Source organism: Lentibacter sp. XHP0401, from assembly GCF_025751535.1.
GTDB lineage: Bacteria > Pseudomonadota > Alphaproteobacteria > Rhodobacterales > Rhodobacteraceae > Lentibacter.
In genome coordinates this window covers 37,380-63,926 of record NZ_JAOWLC010000012.1, presented here as the reverse complement: position 1 = coordinate 63,926, position 26,547 = coordinate 37,380, and the positions used below count along the sequence as shown (strand labels likewise).

The 26,547-nt window shown below is 59.1% G+C and carries 25 protein-coding genes; 10 read left to right on the top strand and 15 right to left on the bottom strand.

Annotated features, from left to right (window positions below; translation table 11 throughout):
- The first annotated feature begins 18 nt into the window (after positions 1-18).
- Positions 19-957 (top strand): polyprenyl synthetase family protein, encoded by a 939-nt coding sequence (locus OE750_RS14980; RefSeq protein WP_263765206.1) that lies wholly within the window; start codon positions 19-21, stop codon positions 955-957.
- Positions 958-1,137: 180 nt separating this feature from the next.
- Here OE750_RS14980 and OE750_RS14975 read toward each other — a convergent pair whose 3' ends face one another.
- From OE750_RS14975 to ribB, 4 genes are read right to left on the bottom strand one after another with little or no spacing between them, the layout of a single operon-like run.
- Positions 1,138-2,142, bottom strand: a complete 1,005-nt coding sequence (locus tag OE750_RS14975) for an LLM class flavin-dependent oxidoreductase (protein ID WP_263765119.1) — start codon at positions 2,140-2,142, stop codon at positions 1,138-1,140.
- A 47-nt stretch (positions 2,143-2,189) separates the two neighbouring features.
- Positions 2,190-2,657, bottom strand: a complete 468-nt coding sequence (nusB, locus tag OE750_RS14970; RefSeq protein WP_263765118.1) for a transcription antitermination factor NusB — start codon at positions 2,655-2,657, stop codon at positions 2,190-2,192.
- The gene (locus OE750_RS14965) at positions 2,654-3,205 is read right to left on the bottom strand and encodes a 6,7-dimethyl-8-ribityllumazine synthase (protein ID WP_263765117.1); all 552 of its coding nucleotides are present in this window, start codon (positions 3,203-3,205) and stop codon (positions 2,654-2,656) included. Before OE750_RS14965 ends, nusB begins: the two co-directional genes overlap by 4 nt.
- Positions 3,206-3,207: 2 nt before the next feature.
- Complete coding sequence (gene ribB, locus OE750_RS14960) at positions 3,208-4,335, bottom strand: 3,4-dihydroxy-2-butanone-4-phosphate synthase (protein WP_263765116.1); 1,128 nt, start codon at positions 4,333-4,335, stop codon at positions 3,208-3,210.
- 340 nt (positions 4,336-4,675) lie between these two features.
- Here ribB and OE750_RS14955 point away from each other — a divergent pair, with 340 nt between their 5' ends.
- Both OE750_RS14955 and OE750_RS14950 read left to right on the top strand, forming a co-directional pair.
- Positions 4,676-5,524 (top strand): macro domain-containing protein, encoded by an 849-nt coding sequence (locus OE750_RS14955; protein ID WP_263765115.1) that lies wholly within the window; start codon positions 4,676-4,678, stop codon positions 5,522-5,524.
- Entirely contained in the window at positions 5,514-6,071 is a 558-nt protein-coding gene (locus OE750_RS14950) for a TIR domain-containing protein (RefSeq protein WP_263765114.1), read from the top strand. Before OE750_RS14955 ends, OE750_RS14950 begins: the two co-directional genes overlap by 11 nt.
- Positions 6,072-6,243: 172 nt before the next feature.
- Here the strand turns inward: OE750_RS14950 and OE750_RS14945 are convergent, their stop codons facing one another.
- Both OE750_RS14945 and OE750_RS14940 read right to left on the bottom strand, forming a co-directional pair.
- Complete coding sequence (locus OE750_RS14945; RefSeq protein ID WP_263765113.1) at positions 6,244-7,221, bottom strand: MBL fold metallo-hydrolase; 978 nt, start codon at positions 7,219-7,221, stop codon at positions 6,244-6,246.
- A 97-nt stretch (positions 7,222-7,318) separates the two neighbouring features.
- On the bottom strand, positions 7,319-7,906 hold the full coding sequence (locus OE750_RS14940; protein WP_263765112.1) for a riboflavin synthase: 588 nt from the start codon (positions 7,904-7,906) through the stop codon (positions 7,319-7,321).
- 118 nt (positions 7,907-8,024) lie between these two features.
- Between OE750_RS14940 and OE750_RS14935 the strand changes: the two genes are divergently transcribed.
- From OE750_RS14935 to ribD, 6 genes are all read left to right on the top strand, one after another.
- On the top strand, positions 8,025-9,347 hold the full coding sequence (locus tag OE750_RS14935) for a capsule biosynthesis protein (RefSeq protein WP_263765111.1): 1,323 nt from the start codon (positions 8,025-8,027) through the stop codon (positions 9,345-9,347).
- Between the two features lie 116 nt (positions 9,348-9,463).
- Positions 9,464-10,609 carry a polysaccharide biosynthesis/export family protein gene (locus tag OE750_RS14930; protein ID WP_263765110.1) on the top strand — a complete coding sequence of 382 codons (1,146 nt, stop codon included), beginning with the start codon at positions 9,464-9,466 and terminating at the stop codon, positions 10,607-10,609.
- A gap of 5 nt (positions 10,610-10,614) precedes the next feature.
- Complete coding sequence (locus tag OE750_RS14925; RefSeq protein ID WP_412176233.1) at positions 10,615-12,630, top strand: capsular polysaccharide biosynthesis protein; 2,016 nt, start codon at positions 10,615-10,617, stop codon at positions 12,628-12,630.
- 48 nt (positions 12,631-12,678) lie between these two features.
- Complete coding sequence (locus tag OE750_RS14920) at positions 12,679-13,098, top strand: hypothetical protein (RefSeq protein WP_263765108.1); 420 nt, start codon at positions 12,679-12,681, stop codon at positions 13,096-13,098.
- Positions 13,099-13,311: 213 nt separating this feature from the next.
- A complete protein-coding gene (gene nrdR / locus OE750_RS14915) occupies positions 13,312-13,782 on the top strand; it encodes a transcriptional regulator NrdR (protein ID WP_263765107.1) in 471 nt (156 codons plus the stop codon).
- Positions 13,779-14,876, top strand: a complete 1,098-nt coding sequence (gene ribD, locus OE750_RS14910; RefSeq protein ID WP_263765106.1) for a bifunctional diaminohydroxyphosphoribosylaminopyrimidine deaminase/5-amino-6-(5-phosphoribosylamino)uracil reductase RibD — start codon at positions 13,779-13,781, stop codon at positions 14,874-14,876. The genes nrdR and ribD overlap by 4 nt, the downstream gene beginning before the upstream one ends.
- A 30-nt stretch (positions 14,877-14,906) precedes the next feature.
- On the opposite strand, the gene rpoD is transcribed toward ribD, so the two are convergent.
- The 4 genes from rpoD to OE750_RS14890 form a co-directional block, all read right to left on the bottom strand.
- On the bottom strand, positions 14,907-16,904 hold the full coding sequence (gene rpoD, locus OE750_RS14905) for an RNA polymerase sigma factor RpoD (RefSeq protein WP_263765105.1): 1,998 nt from the start codon (positions 16,902-16,904) through the stop codon (positions 14,907-14,909).
- Between the two features lie 117 nt (positions 16,905-17,021).
- Positions 17,022-19,013, bottom strand: coding sequence for a DNA primase (gene dnaG, locus OE750_RS14900; protein ID WP_263765104.1), 1,992 nt, complete (start codon positions 19,011-19,013; stop codon positions 17,022-17,024).
- A 35-nt stretch (positions 19,014-19,048) separates the two neighbouring features.
- The gene (locus OE750_RS14895; RefSeq protein WP_263765103.1) at positions 19,049-19,366 is read right to left on the bottom strand and encodes a hypothetical protein; all 318 of its coding nucleotides are present in this window, start codon (positions 19,364-19,366) and stop codon (positions 19,049-19,051) included.
- Positions 19,367-19,632: 266 nt separating this feature from the next.
- A complete protein-coding gene (locus OE750_RS14890) occupies positions 19,633-20,310 on the bottom strand; it encodes a site-2 protease family protein (RefSeq protein ID WP_263765102.1) in 678 nt (225 codons plus the stop codon).
- An 83-nt stretch (positions 20,311-20,393) separates the two neighbouring features.
- Between OE750_RS14890 and OE750_RS14885 the strand changes: the two genes are divergently transcribed.
- Positions 20,394-21,083 carry an NAD-dependent deacylase gene (locus OE750_RS14885; protein ID WP_263765101.1) on the top strand — a complete coding sequence of 230 codons (690 nt, stop codon included), beginning with the start codon at positions 20,394-20,396 and terminating at the stop codon, positions 21,081-21,083.
- A gap of 101 nt (positions 21,084-21,184) precedes the next feature.
- Here OE750_RS14885 and OE750_RS14880 read toward each other — a convergent pair whose 3' ends face one another.
- From OE750_RS14880 to OE750_RS14860, 5 genes are all read right to left on the bottom strand, one after another.
- Positions 21,185-21,682, bottom strand: a complete 498-nt coding sequence (locus OE750_RS14880; protein WP_263765100.1) for a copper chaperone PCu(A)C — start codon at positions 21,680-21,682, stop codon at positions 21,185-21,187.
- Positions 21,683-21,730: 48 nt separating this feature from the next.
- Positions 21,731-22,078: a hypothetical protein gene (locus tag OE750_RS14875; protein ID WP_263765099.1), complete on the bottom strand. Its 348-nt coding sequence runs from the start codon at positions 22,076-22,078 to the stop codon at positions 21,731-21,733.
- Positions 22,079-22,177: 99 nt separating this feature from the next.
- Positions 22,178-22,468 carry a 50S ribosomal protein L28 gene (rpmB, locus tag OE750_RS14870; protein ID WP_263765098.1) on the bottom strand — a complete coding sequence of 97 codons (291 nt, stop codon included), beginning with the start codon at positions 22,466-22,468 and terminating at the stop codon, positions 22,178-22,180.
- 161 nt (positions 22,469-22,629) lie between these two features.
- Positions 22,630-24,462, bottom strand: a complete 1,833-nt coding sequence (locus OE750_RS14865) for an ABC transporter ATP-binding protein (RefSeq protein WP_263765097.1) — start codon at positions 24,460-24,462, stop codon at positions 22,630-22,632.
- Positions 24,462-26,312, bottom strand: coding sequence for an ABC transporter ATP-binding protein (locus OE750_RS14860; RefSeq protein ID WP_263765096.1), 1,851 nt, complete (start codon positions 26,310-26,312; stop codon positions 24,462-24,464). The genes OE750_RS14865 and OE750_RS14860 overlap by 1 nt, the downstream gene beginning before the upstream one ends.
- Positions 26,313-26,547 lie beyond the last annotated feature (235 nt).

Below are 26,547 nucleotides of genomic sequence, written 5' to 3'. Positions count from 1 at the left end.
TCCCATTTGGCTGCAAGCATGGAGGCGGTGAACGTCTTGATCCGCGAGCGGATGGCCTCGGAACATGCACCTCGAATTCCTGAGGTAACGCAGCATCTGGTCGAGGCCGGCGGCAAGCGTTTGCGCCCCATGCTGACGCTCGCGGCAGCAGAGCTCTGCGGCTACGGCGGCCCCTATCATGTGCATCTGGCGGCGACTGTGGAGTTTATCCATACAGCCACGCTTTTGCATGACGATGTGGTGGACGAAAGCGAGAAACGGCGTGGACGCCCCACAGCTAACCTATTGTGGGACAATAAAAGTTCTGTCCTTGTGGGCGACTACCTGTTTTCACGCTCGTTTCAGTTGATGGTGGAAACAGGCTCTTTGCGGGTACTTGATATCCTTGCGAATGCCTCTGCGACGATTGCGGAAGGCGAGGTTTTGCAGCTGACGGCGGCGCAAGATCTGGCCACCACAGAAGCGATCTATTTGCAGGTAGTGCGGGGCAAAACGGCGGCGCTGTTCTCGGCGGCGACAGAGGTTGGCGGAGTGATTGCAGGCGCTCCCGAAGCGCAAGTGCAAGCGCTGTTTGATTATGGGGACGCGCTTGGGATTGCCTTTCAGATTGTGGATGATCTACTTGATTACAAAGGGTTTTCCGGCGCGACAGGTAAAAATGTGGGCGATGATTTCCGCGAGCGTAAGCTGACCCTGCCTGTTATCAAGGCGGTCGCTTTGGCCAATGCCGAGGAGCGCGCCTTTTGGAGCCGCACCATAGAGAAAGGTGACCAGCGCGACGGAGACCTTGAGCAAGCCATTGAATTGCTTGAAAAACATGGCGCTTTGGAAGCTGCGCGGCACGATGCTTTGAGCTATGCCGCCAAGGCGCGTGCGGCGCTTACCGTGATGCCTGCACACCCTGTTCGGGAGATGCTCGACGAAATCGCAGAATTCGTGGTTTCGCGGATCAATTAACGGAGCGTAAGCCATGGTTAACGCCGCTATCCGGGGCTGATTCCAGGGGGGTGATATGCGTGCACACCCCGTGCACCCTGCGTGCACCGCGTGAATCACTAAAAGTTAAGATAAATTAAGATAACGGAGCGCGCGGAGGTTGGCTGTGGCTGGTGGGCTCGCCCGCCCCATACGGAACGGTTAAGCCAGCGCGCGGTCGTCTTGGAGAGATTTGAGCGCTTTCGCAACGATCTGGAAGGATTTAACCCGCGCAGCGTGATCGTGGATCATACCTGTGACCATAAGTTCATCGGGTTTGTGCTGATCCATGATCGCAGCAAGTTGTGATTTGACCGCTTCGGGCGCGCCCGTGGCCGAGCAACCAAGCGCCTGATGCACGCCCGCGAGAATTTGCGGCGGGATTTCGGCCTCAACATTTTCAACGGGAAGCGGCAGCTTGCCGGGCTTGCCTGTGCGCAGGCGGGCAAAGGCGAGCAGCTGTGACGTGCGAAGATACGCCGCCTCTTCATCGGTATCAGCGGCGCAGGCACCTGCGGCGACCATGGTGTAGGGCGCCTCAAGGTGGACCGAGGGGCGGAAGCTGCGGCGGTATATATAGAGCGCTTCCTCCAACATCGCGGGGGCGAAATGAGAGGCGAAAGCATATGGCAGCCCGAGCATGGCGGCGAGCTGTGCGCCGTAGAGCGAGGAGCCGAGAATCCAGACCGGAACATGGGTGCCTTCCCCCGGAATGGCACGGACACGGGCCGAAGACGTCTCGCCAAAGTAGGCGATAAGCTCCTGCACATCGGTCGGGAAGCTGTCTTCGGGGGCCATATGGCGGCGCAGGGCGCGGGCGGTTTCCATATCGGTTCCCGGTGCGCGGCCAAGGCCAAGGTCGATTCTGCCGGGGAAGAATGTGGCCAGCGTGCCGAAGTGCTCGGCGACAACGAGCGGCGCGTGGTTGGGGAGCATCATGCCGCCTGCCCCGATGCGCATGTGTTTGGTGGCTTGGGCGACCTGACCGATAACAACGGGCGTGGCCGCGCTGGCGATACCGGGCATGTTGTGATGCTCGGCGAGCCAGTAGCGATGATAGCCAGCCTCCTCGGCCGCTTGGGCAAGGCTGATTGTATTGTGGAGCGCGTCCGCCGTGGTCTGGCCTTCGGGAACAGGGGAAAGATCGAGGAGGGAGAAGTGTTTCATAGGGTAGATGTAGGCGCAGTGAAGGCGCTTTGCTAGGCCTGAAACGCTTAGAACGCCTCGGGGCGGGCCTCGCGGGCCATGTGATCAAGCACAGCGTTTACAAAGCTTGCCTCTTTGCCATCAGGGTGGAAGGCGCGGGCGATATCGACAAACTCGGTGATCACCACCTTGGGGGGTGTTTCGGACTGTGTGATCTCGGCGCCTGCGGCGCGGAAAAGCGCGCGCAGAGTTGGATCAATCCGGCCAAGGGGCCATTTGGCAACGAGGGCGCGGTCTGTCATCTGGTCGATTGCGGCCTGGTAGTTGACCGCGTTTTCCATCAGCAGTGCGAAGAGAGCGGCGTCGCCCTCCTGCATATCGCCTTCATCGTAGGATGCCCCAAAGCGGTGCTCTTCAAACTCGGCCATGACCGACTCGACCGTTTGATGCGAGTATTCCATTTGAAAGAGCGCCTGCACGGCGTAGAGCCGTGCGGCAGATTTCATTTTGCGTTTCTGGTTGCCTGAGAGCGTCATGCGGTAGGGTTGCCTTTGTTAGCTTGGGCCAGCTGATACTCTTCGGACTCGGGTTTGAAGCCGGGAGTGCCGCGCTGGCCGCCCCACTTACGAGCGAGGGCGATAAGATGCAAGGCCGCAGCGGCGGCTCCGCCGCCTTTGTTCATATCGGCGGGGTTTGCACGCTCTTCGGCCTGAGCCATGCTCTCGACTGTGAGGATGCCGTTGCCTATGAGCAGGCCTTGCAGGCCAAGCAGCGTGAGCGCGCGGGAGCTGTCGTTGCAGACAGTCTCATAATGCGTGGTTGCGCCGCGGATGACGCAGCCCAGCGCCACATAGCCATCGTAATTCGAGAGGCGCTCGGCCATGGCTATGGTTGTCGGGATTTCCAGCGCGCCGGGCACTTCGATGACATCAAGAGTGGCGCCTGCGGCTTTGGCCTCGGCGCGGGCACCGGAGATGAGATCATTGGTGATATCGCGGTAATAGGGCGCGACCACGATGAGGAGCTTGACGGGGGCCTCGAATGTGGGGCGCGGCAGAATGTAGTGCGATTGGGAGCTTGCCATGATTAGACCTCGGAGATCGGGCGTGTGCCGGTGATCGAGAGGCCGTAGGCGTCGATCCCGACATAGACGGTTTGCGGGGAGTTGGTGAGCAGGGTCATCTCGGTGATGCCGAGGCTGGCGAGGATCTGGCTGCCAAGGCCCGTGTGCTTGATGATGCGGGGGGCGTCTTCATCTTCGGCAAAGGTGAGGCGCGGGTGCGGCTCGCGGAAGAGAAGAACAGCGCCGCGGCCTTCGGCGGCGACGATGCGCATGGCTTTGTGCAACTCGTCCGAAGGTGCCGGGCCAAGGCCGAGGACATCTTCAAGCTCGTTGAGAGCATGGGTGCGCACAAGGACCGGCTCGGAGGTGCTGATATCGCCTTTGATCAGCGCGATATGCTCGGTTCCGCTGATCTGGTCGGTGAAAACGCGCATGTCCCATGTGCCACCGAACTCGGAGGTGACAGGCTGCCGGCGCGTTTCGGTGACAAGGTTGTCGTGGGTGTGGCGGTAGGCGATGAGATCGGAGATCGTCCCGATCTTGAGGCCGTGTTGCGCCGCAAATTCGACGAGGTCGGCCAAGCGGGCCATTGTGCCATCATCTTTCATGATCTCGCAGATGACGCCTGCGGGCTTGCAGCCTGCGAGGCGGGCGATATCAACCGCCGCTTCCGTGTGACCTGCGCGCACGAGCACGCCGCCGTTGCGGGCGCGTAGCGGGAAGACGTGCCCCGGCGTGGCGATAGCGGCGGAGGTGTTCTGCTCGTTGATCGCAACTTCGATCGTGAGGGCGCGGTCGGCGGCGGAGATGCCTGTGGTCACACCTTCGCGGGCCTCGATGGAGACGGTGAAGGCCGTTTCGTGACGCGAGGAGTTGTTGACAGCCATCATAGGCAAGCCGAGGCGGTCAATGCGCTCGGATGTCATCGGCAGGCAGATGAGGCCGCGGCCATGGGTGGCCATGAAATTAACCGCTGCGGCATCGGCGAACTCGGCGACGATGACAAGGTCGCCCTCGTTTTCTCGGTCTTCATGATCGACCAGCACAAACATTTCGCCCGCGCGGGCAGCGGCAATGATCTCTTCAATCGGGGAGATCGCGTCTTTCAGGCTCGCTTCCAGCGGTCCGGGGGTGGTGTATGCATCGCTCATGGTTGGCCTCATTCCTTGCGCCAACGGGAGTAACGCAAGGCTACGAGATTGGCCAGAGGTTTGCGTGGCGGGGTGGGGAAAGGGCGGGATAGACATCGACGTGGCGGGATTTGACTGACGACATTCATTGCGAAAAAAAGAGAATGAGGTTTGCTGCGCGGACGGAGTGGGCTTTCACTTCTTGTGGGGGAATGACCGCTCTCAGCCTGAAGGGGACATTGGTCTTTGACTGTTTGGTATAACCCAAAGTTGTTGCCAATCCAACAGAGGCTTCAAGTTGCCTTGAGACGGGCCAACGCGTACATATAACAGAGTTAATTTACAGAATTGGTGCTAAACATTGAAATGGCTTCTTGAACACTGGCGAGAATTTGCTCGCTCGATCCTAGGTTCATTTGGTGCGATCTTCCTTTCGCTCGAAGCTTACGAGGTTTTGACCGATGGCAACATTAGGATTCCCTTTCTGTGTTTTCTCGCCGTGGGAGTCCTGCCCGGTTTGGGTTTCTTCTTTCTGGACGGTTACTGGCTCAGTGGATTCTTAAAACGCGAAGTTCAGGTTCCAAACCCAAACAACGATACCAAAATCATTATCAAATTTGGAGACTTGCTCGCTGAGACTGGCTGGAAGGCAATTGGAGCAAACGACTTTTTTGACAGCATAGTTGACGAAGACTTGGTATCGTCACGATCCCTGCACGGCTTTGTCCTCAACAAATATTGGACGAACAATCGACATGATTGGGAAAAACAAATCTCTGGGTCACTGAGAAAAATCGAAGGGCATACAGAGAGTCGCTCGAAGGGTAACCGGAAGCGATATCCAATTGGAACTACTGTTCGTGCCTGCACCGAGACCCAAAAGTTCTTGTTTGTCGCGCTCGGAAAAACGGATGCCCAAAGCAACGTGACAAAAGCAAATGCTGAGATGCTGATCTGTGCGGTTCGTGGAATGGTTGATGAAGCGCGCGCAGCGTGTTCAATGGAACCCTTAGTTATTCCGCTCATGGGATCGGGAATGTCCAGAGTTGGAGTTAAGATCTCTGTACTCGTTGACCTTATCATCACCGCCGTCTTGGAAGAGAGCCTACACGGTCGTGTCACAGGGGAAATCAAGATCGTTCTCCCTGAGGACAAGGCGCATGAAATCAATTTGAAGAACCACGTTAGGAACTGGTCCAATGGCAAATAGAACCGGCACATACTTTGCTTTTGACGGCCTTGGACAAGCAGACCGCAGCAAGTCTGACCTAAAATACTACACAGTAGTTCAAGGCTGGAATGCCGCCAAAGGTATCGATTTCAAGTTTGTAAACAGTCATGAGAAAGCAAGCGCAGTTCGCGACACAAGTAAACTGGAAACACTGAAAGTTAGCATTCGCCAACGACTTGTTGTGTCCAAAAACATGGTGGTGATTATTTCGGCTGACACGCGGAAAAGCGGAAGCCTGCTGTCATGGGAAATTGAGAGAGCTGTGGACGTCTATAAGCTTCCGCTGATCGTTGCATATGCAGGTTTCAATTCGATCCTAGAACCAAGGGCTCTTAGCAGCAGGTGGCCGAGTACTTTGGCGACAAGAATTAATAATAGGACGGCCAAAGCAATTCACATACCTTTCAAGAAAGACATTATGCTTGCGTCTATCCGAAGGTTCACTGTTAACGGGGAGGAGATTGGAGGTTCTTTGGTAACCTTTACAAAGCAGGCGCATATCAACTGGGGCTACATTGCCGTTTAATTTCAGAACTTTGCAAAGCCTACTATCTGCGCATTGCGGCCGTTCGTCTATAGCGTAGCTTCGATTACACTCGGCTCAAAGCCGCCACTCGACGCACTAAGCCCGACAGAGCACTTTCTTCCAGCAAGGCTGTTTCTCATCTTTGGTAGGGAAACATTCCCGCCCTACCCCCTCAGAACTGCCAGAGGCTCGGCACGAAGCGATAGGCGTCGCCATCGCGCATGACGTGGCCGACGCCCGGGAAGGGGAAGTGGTAGCCCAGCAGCGCGACACGGTCGGTTGCGGCCATGTCAAGGAGGGCTAGGCGGGTTTTGACGGTTTGTTCGCCGTCAGAGTCAAAGCCGTTGAACCATGTGGGCTGGGCGAAGTTTGTCCAGGCATGGCTCATGGCATCGCCGAGGGCTATCAGGGACTGATCGCCGCTCTCGAGGCGCACCGACATGTGGCCCGGTGTGTGACCCGGCGTGCTGATAAGTGTGACGCCCGGGACGACTTCGTAGCCCTCACCAGCCATTGTCCACTCGACACCTTCTGTGGCGAAGCTGTTGACCGCGCCCGCAACGAACTGCAGCTCTTCGGGAGCGACACGGTCGGCCAGTCCGTCCTGGCTCCAGTAGGTGTATTCAGCCTCGCCGATGATGTATTCGGCATCAGGGAAGAGCGGCTCGTCAAAGTCATCGCGGATGCCCCAGATGTGATCGGGGTGGGCGTGGGTGATGACGACATGGGTGATGTCTGACGGCGTGAGGCCTGCGGCCTCAAGGTTGCTCACAAGGCGACCTGTTGTGTCAAACCAGCGGTTGCCGGAGCCGACATCGACGAGGACTTTGGCCTCGCCTGTCTCGATCAGCAGGTGGTTGGTGTGGCTGTAGCCCTCATCGGGCGAAAGATAATGCGCGGTGAGGAAGACTTGCACCTCTTCGCGCGGGGCATTGATGCCAAGGCCGGCTGTTGGCGTGCTGAAGAAGCCATCGGACAGAATTGTGAGCTTCACATCGCCCATAGAGAAGCGGAAGACGCCGTTGTTGCCTGTGGCGGGGCCACCGAGGGGCGCGTATGTTGCGGCAGAGGCCACGCCGGGCAGCGCAAAAGCCGGCATGGCGGCGGCGATTTTAAGGATGTCACGGCGTGTTGGTTTGATAAGGCTCATGGCAGGCTCCCCAGTTTTGTTGGGGAGCGGCTCCCCCTGTTTGTTTCAGGCGAGTCTACGGGCTGCAACGCCAAACGCAATGCTTTTTGTGAATATGTCAGCCCGCTTCGGCAAGGCGCGCGACATAGCGCGCGAGCGTGTCGATTTCGAGGTTGATGAGATCACCCACCTGAGCCGCGCCCCATGTTGTCGCCTCTTTGGTATGGGGGATGAAGTTGATCCCGAAGCTTGTACCGCTCACCTCGTTGACCGTGAGAGACGTGCCGTTCAAAGCCACCGAGCCTTTGGGCGCGATGAAGCGGGCGAGTTCTTCGGGCGCCTCAAGGGTGACGCGGGTGCTGTCGCCCTCCTCCTGCATCGCGGTGATCACCGCGACACCATCAACATGCCCCGAAACGATATGACCACCGAGTTCGTCGCCCACTTTCAAGGCGCGCTCAAGGTTGACACGGCTGCCCTTGGCCCATGAGCCGATGTTGGTTTTTGCAACGCTTTCGGCGGAGATTTCGACATCAAACCAGCCCTCCCCCAAAGCAATGGCCGTGAGGCACACGCCGTTGCAGGCTATGGAGGCGCCGATGTCGATGCTTTTTGTGTCATATTTTGTGCCGATGCGCGCGCGCAGGTCGCCGCGCTGCTCAAGCTCGAGGAGTGTGCCGATATCGGTGATGATGCCTGTGAACATGGGGCTTCCTTTTGCGCTGTTGTGTGTGAATAGCGCGCGTGCAGGCGGGCTGCAAGAAAGCGCTGGCCTTTGGAGGGCCATTCACCATATTTTCACCACAGTCAGCGTATACAAAAGGATGAAGAGCATTCCAACCAGCGCGAGACATATGGGCAAAGTCACTGGCGATAACCGGGTTTTTCTGTTTTTGCAGGGGCCGCACGGGCCGTTTTTTCACCTCTTGGGGAAAATGCTGGGCCGCGCGGGGGCTAAGGTGTGGCGTGTGGGCTTCAACGCGGGCGACCGTGCTTTCTGGTTCAGCCCCGAGAGTTATATCCCCTACAACGGCACACAGGCCGAATGGGCAGAGAGCTTTACCGCGATTGTTGCCGAGAAAGGCATCACCGATATTGTGCTTTATGGTGACACGCGGCCCATTCATGCCGAGGCTGTGAAGGCCGCGCACGAGATGGGGCTTCAAGTGCATGTCTTTGAAGAAGGCTATATGCGGCCCTATTGGATAACTTACGAGCGTGGCGGCGCAAACGGGCACTCAAAGCTGATGGATATGAGCCTTGCAGAAATGCAGGCGGGGCTGACGCATTCGGACATGGACACGCCCCTGCCCCCTGCCCGCTGGGGCGACACGCGCCAGCATGTGTTTTACGGTGCGCTCTATCATTGGTTTGTGATGTTCCGGAACGGCGATTACCGCAATTTCCGGCCGCACCGCGCGCTCAGTGTCACGAAAGAATTCCAACTGTATCTCAAGCGCCTGCTGCTGATGCCGTTTCAGGCTTTGGAGCGGGGGGCGGCCACGTGGCGTATTCGCAATGGTGGCTTTCCCTATCATCTGGCGCTGTTGCAGCTTGAGCATGACAGCTCGTTCCAGATGCACTCGCCGTTTGCGAGCATGACAGAGTTTCTCGAAGTTGTGATGCACGGCTTTGCCGAGGGGGCGCCCAAGCACCACCACCTTGTTTTCAAGGCCCATCCGCTGGAAGACGGGCGTGTGCCGCTCAGGCGCGAGATCAGACGGCTGGCAAGCGAGCTGGGCCTCAAGGGCCGTGTGCATTATGTGCGCGGCGGCAAGCTGGCGGCGCTGCTCAACGACGTGCGCACGGCTGTGACCGTGAATTCAACCGCAGCGCAGCAGGTGCTTTGGCGCGGCATTCCGCTCAAGGTGTTCGGCCGCGCGGTGTATGACAAGCCCGAGTTTGTCTCGACCCAGCCTTTGAGCGCGTTTTTCACAGCGGCCAAGCGGCCCGACCATAAGGCCTACCAAGATTATCGCCGCTATTTGCTGGAAACCAGCCAGATTCCGGGCGGATTTTACTCCAAACGCGGGCGGCGACAGCTCATGCGCATGGTTGTCGACATGATGCTGAGTGCCGACGATCCTTATGACGCGTTGGAAAGCGGAACCGCGGCTCCGAGGCAACAGTTGCGGCTGGTGCAATAAAATAGGCTAAGTCTAGCGCTTTATTTTTAAATCAAACTGGGTTACGGTTGCGTCAATAACGGCGCGCAAAGTGCTGAATCTGAGGCAGAATAGTAATAGGTCGAGGAGACCGAGCAGTGAAACCCGTAACTCCCAGCTGGGCGCGTTTTGTCGCGCTTGTAGCCGCACTTGCGGTTGTGTCCTCTTGTGGATTGCCGCGCTCCGGCCCCAATAAAAAAGAGATTTTCCAAGGCTCCGTGCAGAAAAACGGCGATGCGTTTATCGTGACTGTCAATGACCGTGTGACACGGGCAACAGGGATTGTGCCGGCCCTCGGGTTTTCGGATGCATTCAAAAACGCAGGCCTGATTGGCGCAGACACGATCCGCCCCGGTGACACGTTGGGCCTGACCATTTGGGAAAACGTCGATGATCCGCTTTTGGGGTCTTCCGGCCCCGCAGGCGGCGGCGCAGCCGTGCTTGAAGAAGTTCAGGTCGATGCGGCGGGCTTTATCTTTATTCCCTACGCCGGACGCATCAAGGCCGCGGGCAACACGCCAGAAGCCATTCGCCAGGTTATCACCCGTAAACTGGGCGAGCAGACCCCTGACCCGCAGGTGCAAGTGCGCCGCCTAGCAGGCGATGGTGCAAGCGTAAGCCTCGTGGGCGCTGTTGGCGGCCAGGGCGTTTTCCCCATCGAACGGCCGACGCGGACGCTTTCGACCATGCTGGCCAACGCAGGCGGCATCACCATTGAACCCGAGATTGCGCAGATCACTGTTTTGCGCGGTGGTATGCGCAGCAAAGTGTGGTTTCAGGACGTCTACAAACACCCCGAGCTCGACATTGCCCTGCGCGATGGCGACCGTATTCTTGTTGAAGAAGACACCCGCTCTTTCACAGCACTTGGCGCGACCGGCACGCAGGCGCGTGTGGCTTTCGAAAGCCAGACGCTGAGCGCGATTGAAGCGATTGCCCAGGTGGGCGGGCTTTCAACGGCGGCGGCAGACCCTACTGGTGTTTTCATTTTCCGCAACGAACCTGCGGATATCGCCAATATCGTTATGGGACGCCAGGATCTTCAGGGCGCGCAACGTCTTGTTTATGTGCTTGATCTGACGCAGCCGAACGGCATGTTCCTTGCGCGTGACTTTTCTGTCCGTGACGACGACACGCTTTACGTAACGGAAGCGCCTTTCACCCAATGGGACAAGACGATTTCAGCGCTCACAGGCTCACTGGCGACAGCCGATACATTGGCAAGCTTCGGCACAGGGGGTTAACCCTTTTGGCGGTTACGCCTGATCACAATGCTGCCGCCGGAACTGCAAAGCTCCGGCGGCTTTTCTATTACAACGCCGGTTTTTTGCGTCAGCGTCGAGTGCGGCGGATTTTGCAACTGGCCGGCTACGAGCTAAAGCTGGGCAAGCCAACTGCCGATGATCAAATCGCGGTTTGGGGCCGTTCGCCCTATGCTGCAAGGGGTGAGGCCATGGCCACGCGCACCGGCGCGGGGCTTGTGCGGATTGAGGATACATTTCTGCGCTCGCTCCGGCCAGGACGCGCGGGAGAGCCGCCGATCGGCCTTATAATTGATGAGACCGGCGTACATTTTGACGCTGAACGCCCCTCAAAGCTTGAAACAATCCTTGCCGAGGACCCGCTGGATAACGCTGCCGAGCTAAAGCTTGCGCGGGCAGGAATTGAGCGGATGAAGGAAGCGCACTTAAGCAAATATGCGGGGTTTGACCCTGCTGCCCCCTGCCCCGAGGCTGGCTATGTTCTGGTGATTGATCAAACGCGCGGCGATGCTTCGGTGACCCACGGGCGCGCCGATGCGAACACATTCAAGGAAATGCTTTACTACGCGCAGGAGGATAACCCCGGCGCACGCATTGTCATCAAGACCCACCCCGAGACGCGCGAGGGCTTTCGGCAAGGCTATTTCCGTGCTGAAGACGCCAGCCGCAAGATCGAGCTGTTTGACGGGGCGGTCAGCCCTTGGGCGCTGATGGAAGGGGCTATTGCAGTTTATACCGTGTCGAGCCAGATGGGTTTTGAGGCCATTATGGCAGGGCATCGCCCACAGGTGTTTGGCCAGCCGTTTTATGCCGGTTGGGGCCTGAGTGAGGACCGCAACCCACACCCCCTGCCCCGCCGTGGCCGTGTTTTGACACGTGCGCAACTGTTTGCGGGGACGATGATCAAGGCGAGCACCTGGTATGATCTGCATGACGACAGGTTGTGCAGCTTTGAGGAGGCATTGGGCAGTTTTGAAGCCGCTGTGCGTTGCTGGCGCGAAGACCACAAAGGCTGGCAGGCAGCCGAAATGCGACTTTGGAAACGTGCGCCCTTGCAGGCGTTTTACGGCACCCACAAACGCATACGTTTTGGCAAGACCGAGAAGGGCGCGCGGCGCGTTATGGTCTGGGCGGGAAAGGCCCGCGAGAATGACACTCGGGTGCGGCTTGAGGACGGTTTTTTGCGCTCGCGCGGGCTTGGGGCAGCTTTGACCCCGCCTTTGAGCCTCGTGCTGGATGACCTCGGGATTTATTATGACCCCACGCGAGAGAGCCGCCTTGAGAGGCTGGTCAAATCACGTGCGCAGATGAGGGATGACCAAACCGCGCGGGCGCGGACACTGATCGAGGCGATCTGTGAGCGCGGTGTCACAAAATACAACCTTGGCGGCGATGTGCCGGACCTGCCCGAGGGACAGCGCGTGCTTGTCCCGGGGCAAGTGGAAGATGACGCCTCGATCCGCCTTGGCGCGGGCGAGATTTGCACCAACCTTGGCCTTTTACGCGCGGCGCGGGCGGCGCACCCAAAGGCTGTGATTGTGTTCAAGCCGCACCCCGATGTAGAGGCGGGCCTGCGCCCCGGAGCGGTGAGTGCAGAGGAGCTTGTAGGGCTGGCGGATGTCTTGGTTGAGCGCGCGAGTGCCGATGCCCTTCTGGCTGTGGTGGACGAGGTGTTTACCATGACCTCCCTGCTCGGCTTTGAAGCGCTGTTGCGCGGGCGCAAGGTGACCACCACTGGCGCGCCGTTTTATGCCGGTTGGGGGCTGACAACAGACAAGGGCCGCGTGCCGGCGCGGCGCGGGATGCATGTGAGCCTTGAGACCTTGGTGCATGCTGCGCTGATTGATTATCCGCGCTACTTTGACCCTGTCAGCAAACGACCCTGTGCGCCCGAACTGGCACTGAAGCGGCTGGCCGAAGGCGGCTATGCGCGCGGGCCCGCAAACCGCGCTCTGGCCAAGGTTCAGGGGGTCTTTGCCAGCTATGCGCACCTTTGGCGGTGATTGCAGAGCGATGCGTGTATGCCTATCTTAAGGCAAAGGAGCATTGTCATGCGTATGTTTGGATTGAGTTTGTTGGCGGTTCTGGCGGCAGGGTCTGTCGGTGCTTTTACGGCGGTGAACGGCGTGAGTGCCTACCCCGAGGTGGGCGATGCGCGCTTTGAGGTGGTGTCTGAGGTCGGTTCGGGGCCACGGCAAATCTGGTGCGCGGCGGCGCAATATGCATTGGTGGCATTGAGTGCGCCCCCCAACACCAGAATTTATCTGGCGCGCGCCATGGCGCCTTCGCCACGCTATCAGGGCAGAAAATCGGCCAGCTTCACAATCCGCCCCGATGCGGCGCTACAAGCAGGGCCAAGACCCGGAGACGGCGGCAACTATTCGGTTTCACTTAAAAATACCGGCTACAGCCTGCGCTTGGCCCATGCGGAGACCTTTTGTCACCCGATCATAGAGTTCTATCCAGACTAAGGGCCATCCGATCCTGAATTTATGGTGTTTTTTCACCCAGAGTGACGCCAAAAAGCGCCATGGGAACCAATCTGCCACATTCCCCCTTCCCTTCATGTTGCGGTTGCATTTGCCCCCTACCCAAACCCTAGGCGCTGACCTATAGTGCCTGTGGATAAGTGGGGGCTAACCCCACATCTTTGAGGCGGAACAAGAAAAGAAGGGGGACGGCCAATGCGCTGCCCGTTTTGCGGAAATATCGACACCCAAGTAAAAGACTCGCGCCCGGCCGAGGACCATGTATCTATCAGGCGGCGGCGCTTTTGCCCGGCCTGCGGCGGGCGGTTTACCACATATGAACGCGTGCAGCTGCGCGACCTTGTGGTGATTAAGACCAACGGCAAACGCGAAGATTTTGACCGCGACAAACTTGAGCGCTCTATTCGTATGTCCATGCAGAAGCGCCCTGTTGAACCCGAACGCATTGATCAGATGATCTCGGGGATTGTGCGGCGGCTGGAGAGCATGGGCGAAACAGACATCCCCTCGCGTGTGATCGGCGAGATCGTTATGGAAAGTCTGGCGCGGATAGATACGGTTGCGTATGTTCGTTTTGCAAGTGTTTACAAGAACTTCCAAGCTGCGGATGACTTCGACAAATTTGTCAGCGAACTGCGGCCAGATATCGAGCCGGAAGACAAGTGAGCCGATCCGACGAGAGCTACATGCGCGCCGCTCTTGGACTGGGGCGGCGCACGATGGGCCAAACATGGCCCAACCCTGCGGTTGGCTGCGTGATTGTGAACAAGGGCCGCATTGTAGGCCGCGGACACACACAGCCCGGTGGACGGCCCCATGCAGAACCAGTGGCCTTGGCGCAAGCCGGACCACTGGCGCGCGGTGCTACGGCTTATGTGACGCTTGAGCCCTGCTCGCATGTCGGGCAGACGCCACCTTGTGCCACTGCCTTGATAGAGGCGGGCATTGCGCGGGTTGTTGCGCCGTTTGAAGACAATGATGCGCGGGTTTCGGGGCGCGGCTTCGAGATGTTGCGGGACGCGGGCATTGAAGTATCGCTTGGCGTTTGCGCCGAAGAAGCCGGCCACGACCACGCCGGCTTTTTGAAGCTTCAAAATACGGGGCGGCCTTGGGTGACACTCAAGCTTGCCAGCAGTTTTGACGGGCGGATCGCTACCGCTACGGGTGAAAGCCAGTGGATCACCGGCGCAGCGGCTCGGGCCGATGTGCACCGCATGCGCGCGCGCCATGACGCCGTGATGGTGGGCGGAGGCACGGCGCGGGCCGATGACCCGATGCTGACCGTGCGTGGCCATGGTGATGTGCGACAGCCCGTGCGCGTTGTTATATCGCGCCATCTTGATTTGCCTATGATGAGCAAGCTCGCGATGAGCGCTGCGGATGTGCCGCTGTGGCTTTGTCACGGGCCCGATGCAGACAGCTATTTGCTTGAAGCCTGGGAGGGGATCGGTGCGAAGCTCATGCCCTGCGGTTTGCAGGGGCGGCAGCTTGATATTATCTCGGTGCTTGATGCTTTGGGCGCAGCGGGGTTGACGCGGGTGTTTTGTGAAGGCGGTGGGGCTTTGGCGGCCTCGCTTCTTGGCGCTGATCTTGTGGACGAGCTTGTGGGCTATACCGCCGGCCTCGCCATTGGTGCAGAAGGCTTGCCGGGCGTGGGCGCTTTGGGGCTGGAAAAGCTCGGCAAGGCGCCGCGGTTTGAACTTGTGGAGACACGGGCTGTCGGTGCGGACGTGTTGTGCCGTTGGGGACGAAACGCCTAACGAAAAAGAGCCCCGAAGGGCTCTTTTGTTTTATTGATCCAAGAAACTGCGCAGCTTGCGCGAGCGGCTAGGGTGCTTGAGCTTCCTAAGCGCTTTGGCCTCGATCTGGCGGATGCGTTCGCGGGTGACCGAGAACTGCTGGCCCACCTCTTCAAGCGTGTGGTCGGTGTTCATCCCGATGCCAAAGCGCATGCGCAGCACGCGCTCTTCACGCGGTGTGAGCGACGAGAGAACGCGGGTGGTTGTCTCTTTGAGGTTCTCCTGAATAGCAGAATCCAGCGGCAGAACAGCGTTCTTGTCTTCGATGAAATCGCCAAGTTGTGAGTCTTCCTCGTCGCCGATAGGCGTTTCGAGGCTGATCGGCTCCTTGGCGATTTTCATCACCTTGCGAACCTTCTCAAGCGGCATTTGCAGCTTTTCGGCCAATTCTTCGGGCGTCGGCTCGCGGCCGATTTCGTGAAGCATCTGGCGGCCTGTGCGCACGAGTTTGTTGATTGTTTCGATCATGTGCACAGGGATACGGATTGTGCGGGCCTGATCGGCAATCGAACGGGTGATGGCCTGACGGATCCACCATGTCGCATAAGTGCTGAACTTGTAGCCCCGGCGGTATTCGAACTTATCGACCGCTTTCATAAGGCCGATGTTACCTTCCTGAATAAGATCAAGGAATTGTAGGCCACGGTTGGTGTATTTCTTGGCGATGGAAATAACGAGGCGCAGGTTGGCTTCGACCATTTCTTTCTTGGCTTGACGGGCCTCTTTTTCGCCCTTCTGGACCTGTCCGACGATGCGGCGGAACTCAGAGATATCGAGGCCGACATACTGGCCGACCTGAGCCATATCGGCGCGCAGCTCTTCGACTTTGTCAACGGAGCGCTCGATGAACATTTGCCAGCCACGGCCGGCCTTGTCGGCCATTTCTTCCATCCAATTCGGGTCAAGCTCGCGACCGCGATAGGCATCAACAAATTCCTTGCGGTTGATGCGGGCCTGATCGGCCAGTTTTACCATGGAACTGTCGATCGACATGATACGACGGTTGATGCCGTAAAGCTGGTCAATCAGCGCTTCGATACGGTTGTTGTGCAGGTGAAGCTCGTTCACCAGAAGAACGATCTCTGAGCGCAGCTTTTGATACTTCTTCTCGGCTTTGTCGGAGAAGCTATTGTCTTCATTCAGGGTCGCCGAGATGCGGCTGTCCTGCATTTCGGAGAGTTTGACGTAGGCGTTGGCGATCTGCTCGAGCGTTTCAAGCACACGCGGCTTGAGTGCGGCTTCCATCGCGGCGAGTGACATATTGGCCTGTTCATCGTCATCGTCGTCGTCATCGTCGTCGCTGCGGATCGGGTTGCCATCGGCGTCAAGCTCGGGCGAGGCGTCGTCTTTCGAAGGTGCGGAGGAGACATTTGCGGCTGTTGCGCCCGGTGCCACAGGTGTTGCACCGACTTCGTCATCATCACCGAGCTGGTTGCCGAAGGTTGTTTCAAGGTCGATCACGTCGCGCAGGAGAATGTCTTCGGAGAGAAGTTCGTCACGCCAGATTGTGATAGCCTGAAAGGTGAGCGGGCTTTCACAAAGCCCGAGGATCATCGTGTTGCGGCCCGCCTCGATGCGCTTGGCGATGGCGATTTCGCCTTCGCGAGAAAGCAGCTCGACAGACCCCATTTCGCGCAGATACATGCGCACGGGGTCATCTGTGCGGTCAAGTTTTTCGGCAGTGCCAGAGCCGAGCGTGAGCTCGCCCTTCTGGCCCACAGCGACCAGATCGCCTTGCTTTTGCTCTTCTTCTTCGGCTTCTTCATCTTCGATGATGTTGATGCCCATTTCGGAGAGCATCGACATCACGTCTTCGATTTGCTCGGAGCTGACCTGATCGGGCGGCAAAACCTGATTGAGCTGATCGTAAGTGATGTAGCCCTTCTCACGCGCCTCGGCGATCATCTTTTTGACGGCCGCTTGGCTCATGTCGAGGGATGTTTCTTCCTCTCCGTCGGGTTTGCGCTCGTCGTTGTCTTTGGCGGCCATGTGGTGCTCCTTCGGAACTGGATAGCGGATGATTCGCTTTAAACGAATCAAGTGCTTTGCGAGGTGATTCGCAACCCGTTTACCTTGTTTTAGTTAGCGCTTCCTCACGAAAACGCATTAATCGGACGAATCACTGTGACCGATTTGCGCCATGAGCGCCGCAAAGGCCTCGCGTTCGGTCTTGCTGATTCGTGCGCCGTTTTTCCCGAGGTCATACTCGGTGTTGTCTTCTGTGCCGCCGCTTTGCGCCCGCCCCACGGCCGCTGCGGCCTGCGAGAGCCGCCATGTCACGGCTTCATCGGCCAGATGGGCCAGATCTTCTTCGGCTTCGGCAATTTCTGTCTTGAGCCCGCGATGGGCCTCAAGCTTTGCCAGCTCTTCCGCCACTGTCATGCGCACGAGCTCTGCATCTGCCGCCTCTTTGAGCGCGGGGACTATGCGCAGATGGGGAGCGGAGAGCAGATTTTCAAGCGTCTCATAGCCAAGTCTTTCCGCGGCCTCCTCAAAAGCATCCGCGCGCTCTTGAGCCTGAAGGCCCAGCAGCACCTGACGCAGCGCCGACAACTCGCCATCGCGGCAATCGAGCATCTCGAGCGCGTGCTCGAACTCGGCGCAAAGCCAGGGATTGCGCAAGAGCACGGCCAGAATGACGGTGATGCGCATACGCTCTTGAGAGGCCTCGTTGCCTGCGGCCAGGTAGCTGTTTTTTGTTTCGGTCAGCACGGGGGGCTGAGGGGGCTGCCATCCGCCCTTGCCGCGCCCTTTTTGAAAGGCGCCACCCTGCTTGAAGCCTCCGCCCGCGGGCTTCCATGCCTCACGCTTGGGGCGGAAAAGCTCATAGCGCATTTCCTTGATCGCTTCGCCATAGTGGCTGCGGATCGAGGGGTCGCGGATGAGTTGGATCTTTTCGCGCAGGGCCTTATCGAGCGCGGCCCTGCGCTCGGGGCTGTCATAGACGCGGCCCTCGGTTTCGCGGCTCCAGAGCAGGTTGACCATGGGCATGGCCTCTTCAACAAGCTTGCGCACAGCCCCTGCCCCCTCGGCGCGGATGATATCATCGGGGTCTTTGCCCTCGGGCATGAGAGCAAAGCGTAAGGATTTGCCCGCCTCAAGCAGCGGCAGAGCGATATCAATAACGCGGTGGGCGGCGCGCAGGCCCGCTGTGTCACCATCGAGAGCAATCACCGGCTCGTCAGAGACGCGCCAGAGCATCTGGAGCTGGTGCTCTGTCACAGCCGTGCCCAGCGGCGCAACAGAGGCGCCGAAACCTGCCTCACTGAGCGCAATCACATCCATGTAGCCTTCAGCCACAATCAGCGGCGCGCCCTTGCCTGCGGCCTCACGCGCGGGGGCGTGGTTGTAAAGCGTGCGGGATTTATCAAACAGCGGCGTTTCGGGGGAATTGAGATATTTGGCATTGTCGGACGGGTCCATCGCGCGGCCGCCAAAGGCGATACAGCGTTTGCGAATATCGCGGATCGGGAACATGATGCGGTTGCGGAAGGTATCATAGGGCTTGCCGCCCGCGCGGGTGCTGGGCTTGGCGAGGCCTGCCTCGATGATCAGATCAGGCGAGACACCTTTGCCTGTGAGGTGATCCCAGAGGTGCTGCCAACCTTCGGGCGCAAAGCCGATTTCAAAACGCTCTTGGGTGGCTTCCTTGAGGCCGCGCTTTTCGAGATAGTCACGCGCCGCGCCGCCTGCCCCTGTTTTGAGCTGAAGGCGGTAAAACTGCACGGCCTGCTCCATAACGGAGGCCAGCTCTGTGTGTTTGTCGGCCTTTTCCTGTGCGCGCGGGTCGCGCTCGGGGATGGGCATCCCTGCTTCTCGCGCAAGAATTTCGACGGCTTCCATGAAGCCGACATTCTCGGTGTCTTTGATAAAGGAAATCGCATCGCCTTTGGCGTGACAGCCGAAGCAGTAGTAGTAACCCTTGCGGTCATCGACGTGAAAGGAAGCTGATTTTTCGTGGTGAAACGGGCAAGGCGCCCACATGTCGCCTTTGCCCTGATTGGATTTGCGCTGATCCCACATGACTTTCCGGCCCACGACCTGAGACAGGGAGGTGCGGGTGCGAAGCTCGTCAAGGAATCCGGGTGGCAGCGACATGCTTCATATATGGTCAGATCGCGCGGCGGCGCAAGTCACTCGGGCTCGAAAGCCGAGCACTGCTCGATGAAGGCTGCAGGCACGTCGATGCCCTTCAGGTCTTTGCGCGGCAAGGTGTAGATGTAGCCGACAAGCAGCGGAACCGAGCCCAGCAGCGCTTCTGCTGTAGTTGCGGAAATCTCTTCATTGGCCTTGGCCTCCTTGGTGCGTTTGAGGCGCAGCTCGACCGCTTTTGTAACGATCTCGCCCTGCTCTTCGCAGCGCGCTTTGCGCTCTTTCGCGGTTTCGGCTGTGGCAGTTGTTGCCGCTGTCATGAGCATGAAGGCGACTGTGGTTGTAAGCAGATGTTTCATTGTGACTCTCTTTTAACTTTGGGCAAGGTTAACGGAGCCGCGCAGAAGAGTCAGCGGGAAATAGGCAAAATATCAACCAGCGGGCGGAGGTTTTCCAAGGCGCTTGACGGAAACTGGCGGGACCGTTTGTTACCGCAGCGCACCGCTTGGTTAACGCCGACAGGAGGCACAAAACAGGGGGGGTGAAAAGCGTGCACCTGGCGTGCACCCCCCGTGCACCGGCTGTTTGGAAACCGGTTAACGCAAATTAACTTAACGGCGCGTGCTCAGACCCGGTATTCGCCGCGCGCCATGTGCCAGTGCAGCATGATCGGCGGGGCAAAGAGCAAAAGCCAGCCGAATGTGAAATAGACATAGATCAGCGCAGGCCACCAGAGCACGGCAAAGACAAGGCCGATTGCACCTGCTGTGCGCATGGCCACATTTTGCGGAAAGAAGCGCAGAAGACCGAGCTGGAGGAGTTTGCCGCCATCCAGCGGCTGTACGGGAAGGAGATTGAAGATGAAGAGCGCAAGATTGAGCCGTGCGAAGAGGCTAAGATAACCACCTATCATATCGAGCCCCATGGAAGGGCCCGAGAAAATCCACCACGAGCCCAGAGAGGCCAGAGCCCAGAGCGCAAGGTTGACCAGCGGACCCATCGCGATGATGAGTTCCTGCTGCTGACGGCTGGCCGAGCGGGCATGTTCACAGAAGCCGCCGCCACCATGAAGGACGATGCGACGCACCGGCACGCCCTGCACCAGACAGCCCCAGGCATGGCCGAGTTCGTGCAGATAGATCGAGGTGAGCAGCATGGCGACAAGGACCGCGACCCAGATGAAATTACTCAGCCCCGAGAGGAACAGGAGCAGGCCCGCGAGCATAACAAGCGATTGGCTGACATCGACCTGCACTCCGAAGAGGCCACGAAAACTGAACAAAGTTGGACCGGTTTGAAACATGGCGCATATTTGCGCGGCTTCGGGCGCGGCGGCAAGGGTAAAAGGCGCTGGCGCTGCGGGTTTGTGCGCGGCTATGGTGAGGCATGAAAGAACAGATTGTGATACTGACGGGCGCCGGCATTTCGGCGGAGAGCGGGCTTGGCACTTTTCGCGACGAAGGCGGCTTATGGGCCAAGCACCGGATCAAGGATGTGGCGACACCTGAAGGGTTTATGCGCGACCCCGAGTTGGTGCTCGGATTTTACAACATGCGCCGTGCGGAGGCTGTGAAGGCCACGCCCAACGCGGCGCATGTTGCTTTGGCCGCGCTTGAGGCGGCGCATGATGTGCTGATCGTGACGCAGAATGTAGACGGGCTGCACGAGGCGGCAGGTGCGCGCAATGTGTTGCATATGCACGGCAGTCTGGCGCGGGCGATGTGCGTGCGCTGCGAGGCCCGCTGGGATGCGCCTTTGGTGATGAGGGTGACAGACACCTGCCCCGAATGCGGCGCGGCCGCAACGCGGCCCGATATCGTCTGGTTCGGGGAGATGCCCTACGGGATGGAAGAGATCGACGCGGCGTTGCGGGAGGCCACGCTGTTCGCCTCGGTCGGGACCAGCGGCAATGTCTACCCGGCTGCGGGATTTGTCGCCGAAGCGCGGCGGATGGGTGTGCCGACTGTGGAGCTTAACCTTGAGCCTTCGGCGGGTCACTCGATGTTTGACGAGGTGCACGTCGGGCCGGCGAGCGAGGTTGTGCCGAAGTGGGTGAACGCACTCTGCCGAAGCTGAAGGCCGTTCACCCTTTCTTATTGCCATAAATATCCCAGGGGGTCCGGGGGACAGCGTCCCCCGGCACAGCGCCGCCAGAGGCGGCGCAACCCCTTTAAAGATCAATCGTTGCTGTCTTTTTTCATGTTGCCGTGGTTCATCTTCATGCCGCCGTGCATGGGCTTGCGCTCGAGATCGACAGGAACTTCGACAACCACATCACCGGCCTTTTCAAACGTGAGCGTGACGGTGACCATGTCATCCTGTTCCATGGCCTCGTTGAGCCCCATGAACATCACGTGGTGGCCGCCGCGTTGCATCATGATGGTTTCGCCAGCCGCAACGGGGAAACCCTCTTCCACATGGGTCATTTTCATGACGCCGTTTTCATCTTCGATGTGCGTGTGCAATTCGACACGCTTGGCGATGTCGGAGCTTGCACCGACGAGGCGGTCATCTTCGCCTGTGTGATTCTCGATCACGATAAAGGCGGCACCCGCTGAGGCACTCATGCCTGCCGCGCGGGCATAGCTGTCTTTGACCATCATGCCATCGGCGAAGGCCGGCATTGCGAGTGCGGTTGCTGCAACAGCAGCGAGAAGTGTTGATTTGAGAGACATGGCTCTACCTTTCACTTAAAATTTTATGGGTATTGTCTTTGGTAAAGGTCAGACGCGGGCGGGTGGGCCACGGGCGCTAACGGCCAGAATACGCTGGGCTTTCAGCTCTGCGACATGGGTAAAGCGCAGAGGTGCGGTCTCGCCAAGCGTGCTTTCCGGCATAGAGAAAGGCGGTGTGATATCGGCAAAAAGCGCCAGAGCACAGTCAGGGCAGATATGGGGCGGGCCTGTCGGCTTGCCTTCGGCATCAACCAAAATGGTGATCGGGCCTGTGCCGGTGCATAAGACCATCTCACCTGCGGCATTCGTCATGGTGCGGGCTTCGGCCATGGCATGTCCAGTGAGCACCAGAACGGCGATCATGAAGGCGGAAGCATATTTTCGCAGAGCGGTCATACCCACAGATTTAGCGCTGTGAGCACAAGATGCAAGAGGACAAAATAAAACAGCCCCGCCGAGGGACGAGGCTGTTTTATACAGTTAGAAAACAGAGGTTTACGCTGCGGCGGTCTGGGCCTTGGCGATCTCTTTTTTCATTTTCAACGCGCGGGTTGAAAGCTCTGTGTCTTTGGCCTTGGCGAGGAACTTGTCCAGACCGCCACGGTGATCAACGGAACGCAGGGCATGAGCCGAGATGCGCAGTTTGAAGCCGCGGCCGAGTGTCTCGGACTGGAGCGTTACATCGTTCAGGTTTGGCAAGAAGCGACGACGCGTTTTGTTGTTCGCGTGGCTTACATTGTTGCCAGTCATCGGGCCTTTTCCGGTCAATTCGCAAACGCGTGACATGGGTTCATCCTCATCTTGTTCTTGATGCCGCCAGTGTCAGCGACCATACGATAGGGCGCCGACAAGCGGCCCCCGTGAATTCTGTTTGCGCTCATTAGGCGGAATCACATGTGCCGTCAAGCCGATATGGCGTATTGGCGAGCAGATTTCATACATCTGTCCTAGCTGGCAAGGAAGCCGCCTGACTGATGCGCCCAGAGGTCGGCATAGATCCCGCCTTTGGCGATGAGCGCATCATGGTGGCCCTCTTCGACAATCCGGCCGTCCCGCATGACGATGATGCGGTCCATCGCGGCGATTGTGGACAGGCGGTGCGCGATGGCGAGCACGGTTTTGCCTTCCATCACGTTCTCAAGCGCGGTCTGGATCGAGGCTTCCACCTCGCTGTCAAGCGCGCTCGTGGCTTCATCGAGCACAAGGATCGGCGCGTCTTTCAGGATCGCGCGGGCCAGAGCGATGCGCTGGCGTTGGCCGCCCGACAGCTTGACGCCGCGCTCGCCCAGGTGGGCTTCATAGCCGCGCCTACCCAGCCCGTCTTGCAGGGTTTCGATAAAATCCGTCGCCTCGGCTTTGGTGACGGCAGCGGTGAGCGCGGCCTCCGGCGCATCTTCGCGGCCATAGGTGATGTTGTCGCGTGCGGAGCGATTGAACAGCGCAGTTTCCTGCGTGACCATGCCGATGGCGCGGCGCAGGCTTGGCTCGCTCACATCGGAGATGTCATGCCCGTCGATCAACACGTGGCCTGTTTCGGGGTCGTAGAGCCTGAGAAGCAGGGAGACGAGCGTGGACTTGCCCGCCCCTGACGCGCCGACGATGCCGAGCTTTTCACCTGCCTTGATGGTGAGAGAGATGTTTTGCACGCCGCCCACATCGCGGCCATAGGAAAAGGTCACGTCTTGGAACGTGATCTCGCCTTTTGGCACGGTCAGCTCTGTGCCTTTGCCCGCGCGCAGGCGTTTGGCGGGGGCGAGTGTGCGCATACCATCTTCCACCTCGCCGAGGTGCATATAGATTGTCATCAGAACAAAGCTGATCCAGCCCGACATTTGCGCGAGGCGGATGGAAACCGCGCCTGTGGCCGCGATATCGCCGGGGGTGACACCGCTTTCGCGCCAGAGGAGCGCCGCGCCGAGGAGCATGACAGGCAGAAGCCCTGCAATGAAGATGAGGCCGTAGCGGAAGACGGAGGAGAGCTCGCCGAAATCAACCGCGCGGTGGCGCAGGGTTTCGAGCACATCGGCTGTGGCCGCTTCTTCAAGCGCATCGCCTGCGAAGAGTTTGACCGTTTTGATATTGGTAATCGTGTCGACAACCTGCCCCGAGACCATGGCCTGCGCCGCTGCGCGCACCTTGGAGCGCGCGCGGATACGCGGCAGGAAGTAGCGCAGGTAGAGCCCGTAGAGAGCGATCCAGCCGCAGAGAATGAGCAGCAGGCGCGTATCAATCGCTGCGACGAGGATGGCGGAGCCGATGACCGAGGCCAGCGCGAAGAGAATGGCGTTGACCGTCTCGATCACAACTTCGGTAAGCGAGCGGGTGGCTTGCACCTGTTTCTGCGCGAGGCGGCCAGCGTAGTCGTCATCAAAATACCCAACCGACTGGCCGAGCGTCCAGCGGTTGAGCCTTCCCAGGATTTGCTTGAAGAGGTTGGGGCCGAGCACGACCGACTGGAACGCTGCGTTGAGGCCGAAAAAGGCGGGACGCAGACCGATGAGCAGGAAAGCCCCGAAAGCGAGCAGCCAGATATGCTCGCTGAGGGGCGCGGCACTTGCGGTGAGGTCGACCACCTCGCCGAGCACATACATGCTGAGCACTTCGGAGGCGCCGGAAAGGGCCGAGACAAACCCTGCAAGGGCGATAACGGGCCAAGCACCCGAGAGGCACCAGCGTGCAAAACCCCAGAGCTCGGTCGGGGGGGTGCCGCGCGCGGGGCGTGTCGGGTCGATCAGGCTTGCCGCCTTCCAGACCATGCGTTGGTACGCTGTGTCAGCCATTATGAAACCCCTTCCTCATCGCCCAGAAACCCGCCCGACTGGCGCGCCCAAAGGTCGGCGTAGACGCCGCCGCGCGCAAGCAGTTCACTATGTGTGCCTTCCTCGAGGATAAGCCCCCGGTCGAGCACCACGATACGGTCCATCTCTGCGATGGTCGAGAGGCGGTGCGCGATGGCGATCACGGTTTTGCCCTTCATCATGCCGTAGAGCGTGTCCTGGATGGCGGCCTCGACCTCGGAATCAAGCGCGCTTGTGGCCTCGTCGAGCAGGAGGATCGGCGCGTTTTTGAGGATCACGCGGGCGAGTGTGATGCGCTGGCGCTGGCCGCCCGAAAGCTTGACGCCGCGCTCGCCGACATGAGCGGACATGCCCTTGCGGCCCTGCGGGTCTTCCAGCGTGTCGATGAACTCCAGCGCTTCGGCCTCTTTGGCAGCTTGCCAGATTTCGGCATCCGACGCCTCGGGGCGGCCATAGGCGATGTTTTCGCGCAAGCTGCGGTGCAGAAGCGAGCTGTCCTGCTGCACCATGCCGATCTGGCTGCGCAGGCTGTCTTGCGTAACATGAGCGATATCCTGACCGTCGATCAGGATGCGGCCCGCCTCGGCATCATAAAAGCGCAGGAGCAGTTTGACGAGCGTTGACTTGCCCGCGCCCGAGCGCCCGACGAGGCCGACTTTTTCACCAGCGCTGATGGTGAGGTTGACGCCTTCGAGTCCGCCGATTTCACGACCGTAGCGGTGCGTGAGGTTTTCGATGCGGATTTCGCCTTGGGCGATGGCAAGTGGCTTGGCGGTGGAGGCATCAACCAGATCAATCGGCTGGGCGATGGTTTCCATGCCTTCGGCCACAACACCAAGCTGGCGGAAAAACGAGGTGAGCGCCCACATGATCCAGCCTGTCATCGCATTCAGACGCAGGGTGAGCGCGGAAGCTGCCGCGACCACGCCGACGGAAGCAGAACCCTGCATCCAGAGGAAAATCGCCCAGCCGACCACACCGACAATGAGCAAGCCGTTGAGTATGACGAGAACAAAATCCATCACGGTGTAGATGCGCATTTCTTCGGCGAAGGTGCGGCGGGCCTCTTCGATGGCCTCGCGGGCGAAATTGATCTCGCCGTCATGGTGCGCGAACATTTTGACGGAGTGAATATTGGTGTAGCTGTCCACCACGCGGCCTGTGACGGCAGAGCGCGCATCGGAGGCTTTTTGCGAGGCGGGGCCAACGCGCTTGAGCGTCCAGCGCATGAGAAGGCTATACCCGACGAGCCAGACGAGCAGCGGCAGCATGAGGCGCAGATCGGCACCATAGAGCAGCACCAGTGCGCCGACGATATAGGCGACGGAATATGTGAGGGCGTCAAACACCTGAAACACCGCCTCGCCTGCGGCGGGGGGCGTTTGCATGATCCGGTTGGCGATACGGCCAGCAAAATCGTTTTCGAACCAGCCGACAGACTGGCGCAAGACGTGATTATGCGCCCGCCAGCGCACCAGTGTGCCAAGATTTGGCAGGATCGTGTTGTTCAGAAGCAGCACATCGACAAGCTGGATTGCAGGGCGGATGAAGAGCACGAAAAGCGCGAGCCAGATCAGCAGATTGCCATGCTCGGCCCAGACTTCGGCGGGGGAGCCTGTGAGCAGGTCCACCAGCCAGCCCATGTAATAGATGAGGCCGATTTCTATTGCCGCCACGACAATGGAAAGAATGCCCGCAGCCCAGAACACGCTTTTGAACGGGCGGGTATAGCCCAGCATGAAGCGCCAGAGCGTTTGGGGCGGCGTATCTTCGCGCGGATAAGGGCCGTAAGGGTCAACGAGGGTTTCGAAATAAGTGAAAAGCTTTTTCATGTCGGGATACCTTGGAAACAGAATAGGGCCGCGCAGACCGGCGCGGATTTATAGAGTGTTCAGCCGGGGAAGCGGCGATCACCCGTTGTTGTTCCAGATCCCGTAAAACATGAGTCCCTCCTTCGTTCACTTGTGAAGGGTAGCGGAGGGTTGCGGGGGAGTCACCCCTATTTGATGAAGGAAGTGCTTGATGGTTTGCACTTTGGCTGCGCCAAAGCGCGGTGGGGCGAGAGGG